Source organism: Bosea sp. BIWAKO-01 (assembly GCF_001748145.1).
Lineage (GTDB): Bacteria > Pseudomonadota > Alphaproteobacteria > Rhizobiales > Beijerinckiaceae > Allobosea.
This window is the reverse complement of sequence record NZ_BCQA01000001.1, coordinates 5,295,498-5,310,945: the sequence shown is the minus strand read 5'-3', so window position 1 is coordinate 5,310,945 and position 15,448 is coordinate 5,295,498. Positions and strand designations below refer to the sequence as shown.

Annotated in this window: 13 protein-coding genes; 9 read left to right on the top strand and 4 right to left on the bottom strand. The window is 65.1% G+C overall.

Going from position 1 to position 15,448, the window contains the following annotated elements:
- The first annotated feature begins 9 nt into the window (after window positions 1–9).
- A complete protein-coding gene (locus BIWAKO_RS24840) occupies window positions 10–939 on the top strand; it encodes a hydroxyacid dehydrogenase (RefSeq protein ID WP_069880934.1) in 930 nt (309 codons plus the stop codon).
- Entirely contained in the window at window positions 936–1,916 is a 981-nt protein-coding gene (locus tag BIWAKO_RS24835; RefSeq protein WP_069880933.1) for an Ldh family oxidoreductase, read from the top strand. Before BIWAKO_RS24840 ends, BIWAKO_RS24835 begins: the two co-directional genes overlap by 4 nt.
- 106 nt (window positions 1,917–2,022) lie before the next feature.
- Here BIWAKO_RS24835 and ade read toward each other — a convergent pair whose 3' ends face one another.
- Window positions 2,023–3,723 carry an adenine deaminase gene (ade, locus tag BIWAKO_RS24830; RefSeq protein ID WP_069880932.1) on the bottom strand — a complete coding sequence of 567 codons (1,701 nt, stop codon included), beginning with the start codon at window positions 3,721–3,723 and terminating at the stop codon, window positions 2,023–2,025.
- Between the two features lie 123 nt (window positions 3,724–3,846).
- On the opposite strand from ade, the gene BIWAKO_RS24825 reads away from it, so the two are divergent.
- The 3 genes from BIWAKO_RS24825 to gatA all read left to right on the top strand — a co-directional run bounded on the left by BIWAKO_RS24825 (window position 3,847) and on the right by gatA (window position 6,634).
- A complete protein-coding gene (locus BIWAKO_RS24825; protein ID WP_069880931.1) occupies window positions 3,847–4,545 on the top strand; it encodes a metal-dependent hydrolase in 699 nt (232 codons plus the stop codon).
- A 200-nt stretch (window positions 4,546–4,745) separates the two neighbouring features.
- Complete coding sequence (gene gatC, locus BIWAKO_RS24820; protein ID WP_069880930.1) at window positions 4,746–5,033, top strand: Asp-tRNA(Asn)/Glu-tRNA(Gln) amidotransferase subunit GatC; 288 nt, start codon at window positions 4,746–4,748, stop codon at window positions 5,031–5,033.
- An 86-nt stretch (window positions 5,034–5,119) separates the two neighbouring features.
- Window positions 5,120–6,634 (top strand): Asp-tRNA(Asn)/Glu-tRNA(Gln) amidotransferase subunit GatA, encoded by a 1,515-nt coding sequence (gene gatA / locus BIWAKO_RS24815; RefSeq protein WP_069880929.1) that lies wholly within the window; start codon window positions 5,120–5,122, stop codon window positions 6,632–6,634.
- 9 nt (window positions 6,635–6,643) lie between these two features.
- Here gatA and BIWAKO_RS24810 read toward each other — a convergent pair whose 3' ends face one another.
- The 3 genes from BIWAKO_RS24810 to BIWAKO_RS24800 all read right to left on the bottom strand — a co-directional run bounded on the left by BIWAKO_RS24810 (window position 6,644) and on the right by BIWAKO_RS24800 (window position 11,765).
- On the bottom strand, window positions 6,644–7,363 hold the full coding sequence (locus tag BIWAKO_RS24810) for a glycine-rich domain-containing protein (RefSeq protein ID WP_244523540.1): 720 nt from the start codon (window positions 7,361–7,363) through the stop codon (window positions 6,644–6,646).
- Window positions 7,341–10,535, bottom strand: a complete 3,195-nt coding sequence (locus BIWAKO_RS24805) for an efflux RND transporter permease subunit (protein ID WP_069880928.1) — start codon at window positions 10,533–10,535, stop codon at window positions 7,341–7,343. Before BIWAKO_RS24805 ends, BIWAKO_RS24810 begins: the two co-directional genes overlap by 23 nt.
- Before the next feature lie 72 nt (window positions 10,536–10,607).
- A complete protein-coding gene (locus tag BIWAKO_RS24800; protein WP_069880927.1) occupies window positions 10,608–11,765 on the bottom strand; it encodes an efflux RND transporter periplasmic adaptor subunit in 1,158 nt (385 codons plus the stop codon).
- Window positions 11,766–11,993: 228 nt separating this feature from the next.
- Here BIWAKO_RS24800 and gatB point away from each other — a divergent pair, with 228 nt between their 5' ends.
- From gatB to BIWAKO_RS24780, 4 genes are all read left to right on the top strand, one after another.
- Window positions 11,994–13,475: an Asp-tRNA(Asn)/Glu-tRNA(Gln) amidotransferase subunit GatB gene (gatB, locus tag BIWAKO_RS24795; protein ID WP_069880926.1), complete on the top strand. Its 1,482-nt coding sequence runs from the start codon at window positions 11,994–11,996 to the stop codon at window positions 13,473–13,475.
- Window positions 13,472–13,978 carry a GNAT family N-acetyltransferase gene (locus tag BIWAKO_RS24790; RefSeq protein WP_176733401.1) on the top strand — a complete coding sequence of 169 codons (507 nt, stop codon included), beginning with the start codon at window positions 13,472–13,474 and terminating at the stop codon, window positions 13,976–13,978. Before gatB ends, BIWAKO_RS24790 begins: the two co-directional genes overlap by 4 nt.
- Before the next feature lie 118 nt (window positions 13,979–14,096).
- Entirely contained in the window at window positions 14,097–14,585 is a 489-nt protein-coding gene (locus tag BIWAKO_RS24785) for a GNAT family N-acetyltransferase (RefSeq protein WP_069880925.1), read from the top strand.
- A 147-nt stretch (window positions 14,586–14,732) separates the two neighbouring features.
- The gene (locus tag BIWAKO_RS24780; protein WP_069880924.1) at window positions 14,733–15,440 is read left to right on the top strand and encodes a glutathione S-transferase N-terminal domain-containing protein; all 708 of its coding nucleotides are present in this window, start codon (window positions 14,733–14,735) and stop codon (window positions 15,438–15,440) included.
- Window positions 15,441–15,448 lie beyond the last annotated feature (8 nt).

Here is a 15,448-nt window from a genome sequence, read left to right as displayed (position 1 = left end):
GGGAGAGTCATGACCGATATCGTCATCACCGAATTCATGGATGAGGCGGCGGTCGCAAGCCTCAGCGCCCGCTACGCGGTCCATCACGACCCTGAACTCTTCGGCAAGCCGGACGAACTCGCCCGGCTGGTCGCCGACATCCCGGCCCTCATCGTCCGCAACCAGACGCAAGTGAGAGGGGCGTTGCTGGCAGGCGCGAAGAATCTGAAGGTCATCGGCCGGCTTGGCGTCGGCCTCGACAATATCGACATGGAAGCCTGCGCCGGCCGCGGCATCAAGGTTTTCCCGGCGACCGGGGCGAACAGTCTCTCTGTCGTCGAATATGTCATCGGCACGGCGATGACCCTGTTGCGCGGCGCCTATTTCGCCAATGCAGCCATGCTGGCTGGCGAATTTCCGAAGACAAAGCTGATCGGCCGCGAGATCGCCGGCAAGCGCATGGGGCTCGTCGGCTTCGGCGCCATCGCGCGCGATGCCGCGGCGCATGCCCGCTTGCTCGGGATGAGCATCGCGGCCTACGACCCCTATGTTCCAGCCGATGATCCGGTCTGGAGCAATGTCGAGCGGCTGGAACTCGATGCCCTGCTTGAGACATCGGATGTGATCAGCCTGCATCTGCCGCTGACATCGGAGACCAAGGGGTTGATCGGAAGCGCATCCTTCGCGCGCATGAAGCCGGACGCGATTCTGATCAACGCCTCGCGCGGCGGAGTCATGGACGAGGCCGCGCTGGTCGAGGCCCTGAAGAGCGGCAGGCTCGCCGGTGCGGCGCTCGACGTCTTCGAGGAGGAGCCGCTGCGCGGCGGTGCCAAGCTCTTCGCCGGCACGCCGAACCTGATCCTGACGCCGCATATCGCCGGCAATACCGTCGAATCGAACGGACGCGTTTCCGGCCTCGTCGCGGAGCGGGTCATCGCCGCGCTGGAGGGGCGGACATGACCCGGCTTTCTCTGGAGGAGGCCGAAGCCAGAATTGCGGCGCTGTTCGCCGCAGCGGGGACTTCGGCGGCCAATGCCGCCTCCGTTGCCTGGGCGTTGGTGATGGCCGAGGCCGACGGCTTGAAGGGCCACGGCCTTTCGCGCGTGCCGACTTATCTCGCCATGCTGAAATCGGGAAAGATCGATGGCCAGGCCGTGCCGATCGCGCGGCGACCGAAGCCCGGCGTGCTCGCCATCGATGCCGCCCATGGCTTTGCCTATCCCGCGATCGATCTTGCGGTCAGCGAACTGCCCGAACTCGCACGCGCCCAGGGCGTCGTCGCGGCGCCGATCAGGCGCTCAAACCATTGCGGTGCTGCGGGACTGCATGTCGAGCGCCTCGCCGAGCAGGGGCTCGTCGCGTTGCTCTTTGCCAATACGCCGGGCGCGATGGCTCCCTGGGGCGGCTCGAAGCCGGTCTTCGGCACCAATCCCATTGCCTTTGCTGCACCGCTCGCCGGGCGCGAGCCGGTCGTCATCGATATGGCGCTGAGCAAGGTCGCGCGCGGGCCGATCGTCGCCGCCAGGCAGAAGGGCGAGCCCATCCCTGAAGGCTGGGCGCTCGATGCGCATGGCAAGTCGACGACCGACCCGGCCGCCGCGATTGCCGGCACCATGGTGCCACTCGGCGACGCCAAGGGCGCGACCTTGGCGATGATGGTAGAGATCCTCGCCGCGGCGCTGGTCGGCACGCATTTCGCCTTCCAGGCCTCCTCCTTCATCGACGACAAGGGCGGTCCACCCGATACCGGCCAACTCATCCTCGTGATCGATCCGGCCAGTATGGGCGGCAATTGGTTCGCCGAACGCATGAAGCTGTTGGCCCACGCGATCGAGGACCAGCCAGGCACGCGCCTGCCGGGGACGAGGCGCTTGAATCTGCGTGCGAAGGCCCGCGCCGAAGGGATTTTGATCCCAGAGGAAATCCTTTCCGCCTAGACCATCGGACCGGATTTCACATCCGGCCCGAGGGTCCAGTTTTCTGTGTTGGCATCGGCCTGAACTCCGCAATCCATTCTTCGGGCCGATGCCGTGAAGTCGGATCTCAGACGAAGTCGAACCGATCGACATCGACCAGCCCCTTGTCGGTGATCTTCAGATGCGGGATCACCGGCAGGGTCAGGAAAGCGACCTGCAGGAATGGCTCGGCCAGCACGACGCCGAGCGCCTTCGCTTCCGTTCGCAAGCCTTCCAGGCCATGCCGCACGACCTCGAAAGGCTGGTCGCTCATCAGGCCGGCGACCGGCAGCGCCAGCTCCGCCTTGACCGCGCCACCATCTGCGACGGCGAACCCGCCGCCGATCTCGATCAGCCGGTTGGCGGCAGCCGCCATCGAGGCTTCGTCGACGCCGACGACGCAGAGATTATGGCTGTCATGGCCGACGGAGGAGGCGATGGCGCCGTGTTTCAGGCCAAAGCCGTGGACGAAGCCGGTCGCGATGCCGTTCGTCTTGCCGTGCCGTTCGATCACCGTGACCTTGACCGCGTCCTGCGCGAGGTCGGGCAGGGCCTCTCCATCCTGGGCGGGCAGGGACATCGCCAGCCGCTCGGTGATGATGCGCCCCGGCACGACGCCGATGACGGGGGTGTCGCTGGACCGGGCCGCGACCTTGAAATCTCCCGGCTCCAGTCTGCGGCTCCTGACGCTGCCGAGGCCGACCGGTGGAATGGGCTTGCGATCCGCGAAGAGGGCGCCCTCGACGAGCCGGCCTCCCGCAAAGACGGACTTTACCCGGCAGCTCGCCAGGTCATCCACGAGCACGATGTCGGCGCGCTTGCCGGGGGCGATGAAGCCACGATCGAACAGGCCGAAATTCCGTGCAGCCGAGAGCGTCGCGACGCGATAGGTCGCGAGCATATCCGCCCCGGCGGCGATCGCAGTGCGGATCATGTAATCGAGATGGCCTTCCTCGGCGATATCGAGCGGGTTGCGATCGTCGGTGCAGAACGCGAGGAAGGGCGAGGCGTCGCGGGTGATCAGTGGGATCAGGGCGTGCAGGTCCTTCGACACCGAGCCCTCCCGGATCAGGATCGCCATGCCCTTGGCGAGTTTTTCGCGCGCCTCCTCGGCCGTGGTCGTTTCATGATCGGTGCGGATGCCGGCCGAGAGGTAGCCGTTCAGGTCCATTCCACGGACCAGCGGAGCGTGCCCGTCGATATGCCGGTGAGAGAAGGCTTCGAGCTTGGCAAGGCAGCCGGGATCGCGGTGAAGCACGCCCGGAAAATTCATGAATTCGGCGAGCCCGATCACCTTGGGATGGTTCATCAGCGGCGTCAGGTCGCCGGCCTCCAGCCGGGCCCCCGCCGTTTCCAGATGGGTCGCCGGTACACAACTCGAGAGTTGTACGCGCAAATCCATGCGCATCGCCTCGGCGCAGCGCAGGAAATAACTGATACCCTCGATGCCAAGGACATTGGCGATCTCATGGGGGTCGCAGATCGCGGTCGTGACCCCGTGCGGCAGCACGCAACGCTCGAACTCGAACGGCGTCACCAGCGATGATTCGACATGAAGATGCGTGTCGATGAAGCCCGGCACCGCGATCAGCCCCCGGGCATCGAAGCTCTCGATGCCCTCATAGCGGCCATGGGTGCCGACGATCGTTCCGCCGCAGAGAGCGATATCGGTCTCGACCAGTGCGCCGGTGACGAGATCGAGCAGCCTGGCGCCGCGAATGACGAGATCGGCCGGCTCGTCGCCACGGCCCTGGGCAATGCGGCGGGAAAGGGTTGCGGCGTCGGTCATGGCGAGGGTTCCATTTGGTCCAGGCGTGGCAGCGTGCACGTCGCCCGATGCAAAGTCGACTTGGACGGCACGCGTTGCCGGCCTAGATAGGCTGTCTTGCCCATCAGCCTAAGAGGTTCCGCCATGAAGCTCACCTGGTTCGGCCATTCGGCCTTCCGCCTCGATCTCCCCGGCGCTTCGCTGTTGATCGATCCGTTCTTCACCGGCAATCCGGCCTTCGAGGGTAATGCCGCCGAGGCATCGAAGGGCGTCAGCCATATCGTGATCACCCATGGCCATGGCGACCATATCGGCGACACGCTTGCCATCGCCGAGGCCAATCACGCGACCGTCGTCACCAATTTCGACCTGTGCATGTACCTTGCCTCGAAGGGCCTGAAGAAGTTCGAGCCGATGAATACCGGCGGCACGGTCGATCTCGGCGCCTTCCAGACGACGCTGGTCCGGGCAGACCACTCAGCCGGCCTGGTCGAGGCCGGTGTCGGATATCCGCTCGGCAGCGCCAATGGCGCGGTCATCAAGGCCCCGGGCGAGAAGACGCTCTGGCATATGGGCGACACCGACATCTTCCCGGGCATGGCGCTAATCAGCGAACTGAATGCCGTCGACATCTGCATCTGCCCGATCGGCGACCGCTTCACCATGGGCGCGAAGACCGCCGCACTGGCCATGACCCGCTTCGTCAAGCCGAAGGTCGCGATCCCCTGCCATTACGGCTCCTTCCCGATCATCGCGGAGAATGCCGACGAGTTCGTCGCGGCGCTGAAGGGCAGCGATGTGCGGGCCCTCGTGCCCGGGAAGGGCGAGGCGGTCGAGATCTGACGCAAGGCCGTGTCATCCGGGGATAGCCGACGAAGCCCGTTATTCCCGTCTCCATCCAGCTCCGGTCCCTGACGATGGATCCCGGTATTTGGCCGGGATCCCGACGATCCGTCAGTATTGACTTATCCTTTTGCCGCCGACGCGCTATAGCGCGGGCAAATCAGTTTCGGCTTGTTCAGCCACAGTTTCAGGAGCCTGCCATGTCGGTCGATCTCGCCACCGTGAAGCGCGTCGCGCATCTGGCGCGCATTGCCGTGCCCGAGGCCGATCTGCCCAAGCTGCAAGCCGAGCTCAACGCCATTCTCGGCTTCGTCGAGCAGTTGGACGAGGTCGATGTCAGCGGCGTCGAGCCGATGACCTCGGTCACGCCGATGGCGATGACGCAGCGCCAGGATGTCGTCACCGATGGCGAGATCGCCGATCGGATCGTCGCCAATGCGCCGGTCTCCGAGGACAATTTCTTCATGGTGCCGAAGGTGGTCGAATAGGCGCTGATCCGCCCGTTCCATCTCCCCGGAAGCGCCAGGCGCGCTCCGCGGGCTCCTCCCAGTTCAATTTGCCGGAAACCACTGACGTGACCGACCTGACCCGCCTGACGCTGACCGAGGCCCGCGACGGCCTCAAGGCAAAGACCTTCTCCGCGACCGACCTCGCCAAGGCGCATATCGCCGCCATCGAGAAGGCCCGCGCGCTCAACGCCTTCGTGCTGGAGACGCCGGAACACGCGCTGAAGCAGGCTGAGGCGTCCGATGCCAGGCTGGCGAAGGGCGAGGGCGGCCCGCTCGAAGGTCTGCCGCTCGGCATCAAGGACCTCTTCGCCACCGAGGGCGTGCGCACCACCGCCTGCTCCAAGATCCTTGGCGAGTTCGTGCCGGCCTATGAATCCACCGTGACGAGCCAGCTCTGGCGCGACGGCGCGGTGATGCTTGGCAAGCTCAACAATGACGAGTTCGCCATGGGCTCGTCGAACGAGACCAGCGCCTTCGGCAATGTCGTCAATCCCTGGCGCCGCAGCGGCTCGAATGTCGGAGCAGGGGGCTCCGGCGCAATCGAGGGCAACCATCTGGTTCCGGGGGGCTCGTCGGGCGGCTCGGCCGCCGCCGTCGCCGCCGACCTCTGCCTGGCCGCCACCGCAACCGATACCGGCGGCTCGATCCGCCAGCCGGCGGCCTTCACCGGGACAGTCGGCATCAAGCCGACCTATGGCCGCTGCTCACGCTGGGGCACGGTCGCTTTCGCTTCTTCGCTCGACCAGGCCGGTCCGATCGGCAAGACGGTGCGCGACAGCGCCGTGATGCTGCGCTCGATGGCCGGCTACGATGCCAAGGACACGACCTCCGCGAACCTCGCCGTGCCCGACTACGAGGCCGCGGTCGGCCGCTCGGTGAAGGGCATGAAGATCGGCATTCCCAAGGAATACCGGCTCGACGGCATGTCGCCTGAGATCGAGGCTCTCTGGCAGCAGGGCATCGCCTGGCTGAAGGCGGCCGGTGCCGAGATCGTCAACATCTCGCTGCCCCACACGAAATACGCTCTGCCGGCCTATTACATCGTCGCGCCGGCGGAAGCCTCCTCCAACCTCGCCCGCTATGACGGCGTGCGCTACGGCCTGCGCGTGCCGGGGCGCGACATCGTCGAGATGTATGAGAAGACCCGCGCCGAAGGCTTTGGCGCCGAGGTCAAGCGCCGCATCATGATCGGCACCTATGTGCTCTCGGCCGGCTATTACGACGCCTATTATCTCAAGGCCCAGAAGGTCCGCACGCTGATCAAGCGCGATTTCGAGTTGGCCTATGCCGACGGAATCGACGCCGTTCTGACGCCGGCGACGCCCTCGGCGGCCTTCGGCATCGGCGAGAAGGGCTCGTCCGACCCGGTCGAGATGTATCTCAACGACGTCTTCACGGTCACGGTGAACATGGCCGGCCTGCCGGGCATCGCGGTGCCCGCCGGACAGGATGCGCAGGGCCTGCCGCTTGGCCTGCAGCTGATCGGCCGCCCCTTCGACGAGGAGACGCTGTTCTCGCTGGGCCAGGTCATCGAGGACGCGGCCGGCCGCTTCACGGTCGGCGAGAAGTGGTGGGCGTAAGCGCCTGACCTAGTCGCCACCGCCACCACCACAGCCGCTGTCACCACCACAACCACCGCCGCCGCAGCCGGAACCTCCAGGAGTGTCCCGGGCGGTGGCGAAATCGCCGCCGCATTGAACCCCAGCCTCGCCGCGGCAGCGAAGCTCCGTGCAATCCGGGTGATAGTAGAAGCCGTTCGGTATGCTCAGCTTGATGTCGAGCGCAAAGAGCAGCGGCAGCCGATCCGGCCGCATCGTGTTGATTTCCTCCTCACGGCAGCAATGCCGCCAGACCCTGCGTAAGCCTTCATTGCTGCGCGTGTGCTGCTCGCTGAGCCCAGCCGCAGGGGTGTGATGCAGGAATCCACCAAAGGCGCGCCGACAGAAGGCCTGATAATCGCGCGTATACAGGATGAACTCGTGCCAGAGATCGTCTGCGACCTGCGATGGCATGGCCACGTAGCGAGAGCCTGATCCGAGATAGGCCCTAAAGAACTGGCGCAGGCCCTGCGAGACCATCTCAACATCGTCAGGACACAGGCTTGGATGATGCTTCGTCAGCTTGTCCAGCAAGCCCGGTGGCCAAGCGTAGTCGTGAATATACCTGGTGCGTTTCAGCCTTGCGCGCTCAAGGAGCATGCTGGCGCAGCCCAGGGCTGCAAAGGACGAGAGGGCCAGCGCGACGAGGATAATGGAAATCGACATCGCGCTGGTCCGGGAGGCTTCGTCAATGCGTTGCCGGATGCGCATCCTTGCCGGCGGCAGGTTCGCCCTTCTTCTTCCTCTCGAACAGACTCGCGAGCCAGCGCACCACCACATAGAACACCGGCGTGAACAGCAGACCGAACAGCGTCACGCCTATCATGCCGGAGAACACCGCGACGCCGAGAACCTGGCGCATTTCGGCACCGGCTCCGACGGAGATCGTCAGGGGCAGCACGCCAAGGATGAAGGCGAGCGACGTCATCAAGATCGGTCGCAACCGGGTCCTGGCCGCTGCGATCGCAGCCTCGCGCCGGCTCATGCCCTCGTCCTCGGCCTGCTTGGCGAATTCGACGATCAGGATCGCGTTCTTCGCAGCAAGGCCGACGAGCACGACGAGACCGATATCGACGAGCACGTTGCGATCGAAGTCCTTGTAACCCACGCCGACCATCGCCGCGAGAATACACATCGGCACGATCAGGATAACCGCGAGTGGCAAGGTCCAGCTCTCGTACAGTGCCGCCAGCAGCAGGAAGACGAAGACGACGGCGAGGCCGAAGGCGATGATCGCAGTGTTGCCGGCGAGCTTCTCCTGCAATGCGATCTCGGTCCATTCGAAACCGAACCCGGCCGGCAGAACCTGCTGCGCGATCTTCTCCACCTCCGCGATGCCCTGGCCGGTCGAGTAGCCACGCGCCATCGAAAGCTGGACCTCGGCCGCCGGATAGAGGTTGTAGCGCGGCACGCGATAGGCGCCGGTCGTGTCGGAGAAGGTCGCGACCGAGCCGATCGGCACCATCTCGCCGTCGACATTGCGCGTCTTCAACGCCGCGACGTCGCGGATGTCGAGCCGGTAGGGGTTGTCGGCCTGCGCTGTCACCCGGAAGGTGCGGCCCAGGATATTGAAATCGTTGACATAGGCCGACCCCATATAGACCGACAGGGTCTCGAACACCCGGGTTACGGGCACACCGAGCATTTCAGCCTTGGTCCGGTCGATATCGGCGTAGATCTGCGGCGTCCTGGTCGAGAACAGCGTGAACGGCTGCTGGATTCCCGGAGCCTGGCCCGCGGTTCCCGCCACAGCCCAGGTCGCGCCCTCGAGCGCCGGCAGGCCGCGCCCGCCGCGATCCTGGACATAGCCCTTGAGACCACCACCGTTGCCGATTCCGGGAACGGCGGGAGGCTCGATCACCAGGGCGAAGGCCTCGCCGATCTGGCCCAGCTGGCTGCGCAGATCGTTGAGGATGCCCTGGGTCGTCAGGCCAGCCTTGGCCCTTTCCCTGAAGTCGGTGAGGGTGACGAAGGCGACGCCGGCGTTGGGCGCCAGGGTGAAGGTTGCGCCGTCAAGGCCGGCGAAGGCGACGATATGGGCGACGCCAGGCCGCGACAGCAGCATGTCGGTCGCCTTGCGGATGACCTCGTCGGTTCGCGGCAGCGACGAGCCCGGAGGCAGCTGCACGACGGCGATGAAGTAGCCGCGGTCGAGCTGCGGGACGAGGCCGGTCGGAATCGCCGCCAGGCGCTGGCCGGCGACCGCGATCAGGGCGGCATAGACCAGCAGCATCAGGACGCCGACCCGGATCAGACGCGAGGTCACCGCGCCATAGCCGCGCGAGAGCCAGTCGAAGGCCATGTTGAAATATTTGAAGAACCAACGCAGCGGCGCGCTGATCGCCGCGAAGAAACCCTTCGGCTCCTCATGGCTGTGTGGCTTCAGCAGGATCGCCGACAGCGCCGGCGACAGCGTCAGCGAAACGAAGCACGAGATCGCCGTCGAAGCTGCGATCGTAACTGCGAACTGCTGGTAGAACGTGCCCTGCAGACCGGTGATGAAGGCGGTCGGAATGAACACGGCGCACAGCACGAGCGCGATCGCGAGCAGGGCGCCGCCGACCTCGTCCATGGTCTTGTGCGCTGCTTCCTTGGCGCTCATGCCTTGCGCCAGATAGCGCTCGACATTCTCAACGACGACGATCGCGTCGTCGACCACGATACCGATGGCCAGCACCAGCGCCAGCAGCGAAATCGTGTTGAAGGAGATGCCGACCGCGCTCATCACCAGGAAGGTGCCGACCAGCGAAACCGGGATCGCGATGATAGGGATGATCGCCGCACGCCAGGTCTGCAGGAACAGGATCACGACGAAGACGACGAGCACGATCGCCTCGAGCAGCGTCGTCACCACGGCGGAGACGGATTCAGCGATGAACTCCGTCGGGTTGTAGACGATCTTGTACTCGACCCCGGCCGGGAAGTTTTTCGACAGCCCGTCCATCGTCTTGATAAGAGCTTCGGACGCCGACAACGCATTCGAGCCCGGACGCTGGAACACGCCGATCGCGACGGCTTCCTTGTTGTCGAGATAGGAGTTCGAGAGATAGTCCTGCGCGCCAAGTTCGACGCGGGCGACGTCGCGAACGCGGATCGTGCCGCCATCTGCGTCTGAGCGAACGACGATGTTGTAGAACTCGTCGATGCTGGTCAGGCGTCCCTGCGTATTGACCGAAAGCTGGAAGGCGCCATCCGACTTCGCCGGCGGCTGGTTGATCGCTCCGGCGGCGACCTGAATGTTGGCGGCGCGGATCGCGGCGATGACATCCCCGGCCGTCAGATTGCGCGCCGCGACCTTGGCGGGATCGAGCCAGACACGCATCGAGTAGTCGCGCGCGCCGAAGACCTGCACGTCGCCGACGCCTTCGACGCGGGTCAGCACGTCCTTCACGTTCAGCGTCGTGTAATTCGAGACGTATTGCTGGTCGCGCGAGCCGTCGGGCGACAGCATGTGGATGACCATCAGGAAGTCGGGCGAGGCCTTGCGGACCTGCAGGCCGAGCGTACGAACGTCTTGCGGCAGGCGCGGTTCGGCAGCCGAGACCCGGTTCTGCACCAGCACCTGTGCCTGGTCGACATCGGTGCCCGCCTTGAAGACGACGCTGATCGTGACACGCCCGTCACCGGTCGATTGCGACGAGATATAGAGCATATCGTCGACGCCGTTGACCTCCTGCTCGATCGGCGCTGCGACGGTCGAGGCGACGACCTCGGCCGATGCGCCCGGATAGGTCGCGGTGATCGTGACGGTGGGCGGCGCGATCTCGGGATATTCCGCGATCGGCAGGCTGCGCTGCGCAATGGCGCCGGCGATCGTCAGCAGGATCGAGAGAACGGTCGCGAAGATCGGCCGGTCGATGAAGAAATGCGCAAAGCGGAACATGCTGGGGTCCTGGCCGGGAGGGCAGGGCGGGCGGCCGATGCCGTCCGCTTCCGGTGATGGCGGCGTGAGCCGTCAGTTGGTTGCGGCGACCTTGATCTCGCCGGCCTGCGGTGTGACGGTCGCGCCCGGCCGCACCATCGGGCTGGCGAGCCCGTTGACGATGACCTTGTCGTCCTTCTCCAGACCCTTGGTGATCACGCGCAACCCGTCCGCGATCTGACCGAGCACCACCGGCTTGGGCACGACCTTGTTGTCGGCGCCGACCGTCAGCACGATCTTGCTGGCCTGGTCCGAGACGATGACGGCGTCGGGAACGAGCAATGCGTCGACCTGGCCGGCATAGATGCGCACGCGCCCGAAGGTGCCGGGCGTCAGGAACTGGTCCTTGTTCTCGAATACGGCGCGGCTGCGAATCGTGCCTGAGCGGGCATTGAAGGCGTTGTCGACGAAGTCGATCTTGCCCTGGCGCTTCCAGGTCGTTTCGTCGGCGAGCCTGACCTGTGCGGTCGGCGCGCTCTCACGGTTCGTCAGCCCACGCTGTTCGCCGGCAAGCCTGGAATAGCGGAGGTAGTCGGCTTCCGACGTATCGAACACGAAATTGATCGGATCGGTGGCGACGATCGTCGTCAGCAGTGTCGCACCCGACTGGCCGCCCGCGACGAGGTTGCCCGCATCGACGCGCTTGTTCGAGATCCGGCCGGACAGGGGCGCGCGAACCTGCGTCCATTCCAGATTGAGCTCGGCCGTCTTGAGATTGGCCTCGGCCGCCTGGTGGGACGCGACGGCACCATTCAAGTTGGCGCGGCGCTGGTCGATGTCGCGAACCGTGATCGTCCGGTTCTGCGTCAGGGCCTCGGCGCGCTCGACCTCGTTCTGGGCGAGCTCGACCTGGGCCTTGGCGCGCGCGACTTCGGCGCGTGCCGCATCGACGGCAAGCTGATACGGGCGCTGGTCGATGGTGAAGAGCAGATCGCCCTTGTTGACCCGATCGCCGTCGCGGAAATGTATGCTGTCGAGGAAGCCGGAGACGCGAGCCCTGATCTCGACCTGCTCGCGTGCTTCGAAGCGACCTGTGTACTCATCCCAGTTGGTCACGCGCTTGGCGAGCGGCGCTGCAGTCTGGACCGACGGAGCCGGTGGGGCGCCCTGGGCGAGGGCCGTGGCGGCGGACGTCGCGAGCAGCACCGCAAAGGTAGCAAGAGTCCGACCCGTTGAGCGGCGGATTCGCATGGAAAAACTCCGGATAGCGGGGCCGGCGCAACCACTCTCGGTTTCCGGGCCGCGCGCAAGAAAGGTTGCATGCTGACGATTGTCAAGTTCCGTCACTCGACAGCAGCGCCGAATGACGACAGATTAGCAACATTCCGGTCAGGGGGTGACAGGATGGCAACAGACGCTTGCCGCCCGCGCGCCAAGGTTCTACCGAAGACGCGACCTGACCAGAGTTGGAAGACCGATATGAACGCGCATGCCCGCCCTGCCGACCCGAAGAAGCTGATCAAGGGTGCAACTGGCGATTGGGAGATCATCATCGGCATGGAAATCCATGCCCAGGTCACCTCCAACGCGAAACTCTTCTCAGGCGCCTCCACCGCCTTCGGGGGCGAGCCGAACGAGCATGTCAGCCTGGTCGACGCGGCGATGCCCGGCATGCTGCCGGTGATCAATGCCGAATGCGTGCGTCAGGCAGTTCGTACCGGCCTAGGGTTGAACGCGCGCATCAACAACCGGTCCGTGTTCGATCGCAAGAACTATTTTTATCCCGACCTGCCGCAGGGCTACCAGATCAGCCAGTACAAGAGCCCGATCGTCGGCGAAGGTGAGATCGTCGTCGATCTCTCGCCGACCGAGCAGATCAGCGTCGGCATCGAGCGGCTCCATCTGGAGCAGGATGCCGGCAAGTCGATCCATGACCAGCATCCGACGATGAGCTTCGTCGATCTCAACCGCTCCGGCGTCGCGCTGATGGAGATCGTCTCGCGCCCCGACCTGCGCTCGGCCGACGAGGCCAAGGCCTTTGTCACCAAGCTGCGCACCATCCTGCGCTATCTCGGCACCTGCGATGGCGACATGGAGAAGGGCAACCTGCGCGCTGACGTCAACGTCTCGGTGCGCCGCCCCGGCGAGCCCCTCGGCACGCGCTGCGAGATCAAGAACGTCAACTCGATCCGCTTCATCGGCCAGGCGGTCGATGTCGAGGCGCGTCGCCAGGTCGGCATCCTTGAGGATGGCGGCAAGATCGACCAGGAAACGCGGCTCTATGATCCCGGCAAGGGCGAGACCCGTTCGATGCGCTCCAAGGAGGAGGCGCATGATTATCGCTATTTCCCGGACCCGGACCTGCTGCCGCTCGAATTCGACGACGCCTTCGTCCAGGACCTGAAGGCAGCGCTGCCGGAACTGCCCGACGCCAAGAAGGCGCGCTTCATCGCCGAATACGGCCTGACGCCCTATGATGCCTCCGTGCTCGTCGCCGAGCGCGAGCAGGCGGATTACTTCGAGGCTGTCGCCAAGGGCCGCGACGGCAAGGCCGCCGCCAACTGGGTCATCAACGAGTTGTTCGGCCGCCTGAACAAGGAAGGCAAGGATGTGACCGCCTCGCCGGTCTCTGCCGCCCAGCTCGGCGGCCTCGTGGATCTGCTTGGCGAGAGCGTCATTTCGGGCAAGATCGCCAAGGATCTGTTCGAGATCCTCTGGTCCGAGGGGGGCGATCCGCGCGAGATCGTCGAGACGCGCGGCATGAAGCAGGTGACCGATACCGGTGCGATCGAGAAGGCGGTCGACGAGATCATCGCCGGCAATCCCGACAAGGTCGAGCAGGTCAAGCTGAAGCCGACCATGCTCGGCTGGTTCGTCGGCCAGGCCATGAAGGCGTCGGGCGGAAAGGCCAATCCGCAGGCGCTGAACGAGATACTGAAGAAGAAGCTGGGTATCGAGTGACGCCAGACAGGCTCATCATCCGCGACGCGGTTGCGGCCGATCTCCCGGCCGTCCGCTCGCTGTTGGTCGAGACCTGGCATGCCACCTATGACGGCATCTATGGCTGGCAGCGTGTCGCCGAGATCACCAATGCCTGGCATTCGCTGGAGAATCTGAGCGCCCAGCTCGATCGCGACGGCGAGGCCTTTCTCGTCGCTCTGGTCGACGACCAGATCGTTGCGACCTCGTCCGCCCGCCGCGAGCGCGACCGGGCGGCGCTGCTGACGCGGCTCTATGTTCTGCCGACCTATCAGGGCGTCGGGATCGGCCGAACCCTGCTGCACGTCACGCTCGCCCATTTCCCCCTGGCGCCGGTCGCACGGCTGGAAGTCGAGCTGCAGAACGAGCCCGCGATCGCGTTCTACGAGCGGATGGGCTTCTTCCTGCAGCGCTCGGCCCGGTTCGATGGCCGCGACGACACGCCAAACACCTTGCTGATGGCAAAGCGCCTGTTTGCCGAGTGACGGCAGCCGGCGGAGCCTGAGCGGGCCACATGGGCCGGCGTGCCGAGTTCCGTTTCAGAAGGGGCTTTGCTAACACCGCGCCAACCGCGGGGCTGTCCAGCGGTCCGGAGGCCTGACCATGAGCAAAAGCAAGATCGATCCGTCCGAGATCTCCATTCGCCAGGCCCGGCGCGAAGATGTCCAGCGTGTCGCCAGCCTGGTCATGCTTGGCTCCGCAACACAGACAGTGACGGAACAGGACGCTGCGGCTGAAGCCGCGCACCCGGACTATGAGCGGGCCTTCGACGAGGTTCTGGCGAGCCCCGACACCACACTCTTCGTCGCCGAGCGCGCCGGAGAGGTCGTCGGCACCTTTCAGGTCACGCTCATTCCGGGTTTCGCCGCACGAGGGCGCAAGCGCGCGAAATTCGAGAGTGTCCACGTTGCGCCGGAAACGCGGGGAATGGGGATCGGCGCAGTGATGATGACCCTCGGGCTCGCCTTCGCAAAGGAGAAGGGAGCGGGGCTGGTCGAGCTGACCTCCCATAAGGCTCGCACCGACGCCCATCGCTTCTATCGCAATCTCGGCTTCGACCAGAGCCACGAAGGCTTCAAGAAGCTGGTCTGAAGGCCGCAGAGCCGTCCAGGCCGATCGCGGGCGGCTTATCATGCCCGGACATGACCAACCTGCTTGCCAAGCAGGTCGGCAACCCTACCGACGGCCTGCCGGGCGGCCTACATCAGACCCCGGCCCAATCGCGACAGGAAAGCTGTTATGCTCGCACGTTCGTCAAAGCCGATCGATCTCTATTACTGGCCGACGCCCAATGGCTGGAAAATCACCATCATGCTCGAGGAGTGCGGGCTCCCCTACAACCTCATTCCGGTGAACATCGGCAAGGGCGATCAGTTCAAGCCCGACTTCCTGGAGATCTCGCCGAATAATCGCATGCCGGCGATCGTCGATCATGACGGGCCCGGCGGAGAGCCGATCTCGATCTTCGAGTCCGGTGCGATCCTGCAATATCTCGGCCGCAAGACCGGACAATACTATCCTGCCGATGAGCGTGGCCGCGTCGCGGTCGATGAATGGCTGTTCTGGCAGATGGGTGGCTTTGGACCGATGCTCGGCCAGACCCACCATTTCCGCATCTACGCGCCCGAGAAGCTGCCTTACGCCATCGATCGCTACACTAACGAGGCCAATCGGCTCTACGGCGTGCTCAATCGCCGTCTTGAGGGCCGCGACTATATCTGCGGCGCCTACTCGATTGCCGACATGGCCTGCATCGGCTGGGCCAAGGGTTGGGAGAAGCAGGGCCAGGACATCAGGCAGTTCCCGAATGTCGGGCGCTGGCTGGAAACGATGCAGGCCCGCCCGGCCGTGCAGCGCGGCCTCGCGATCGGCGCCGAACTGCGCAATCCAGCCGGCATCAGCACGCCGGAAGAGAAGGCCATTCTGTTCGGGCAGCGGGCTCGCTGAGCAGATCC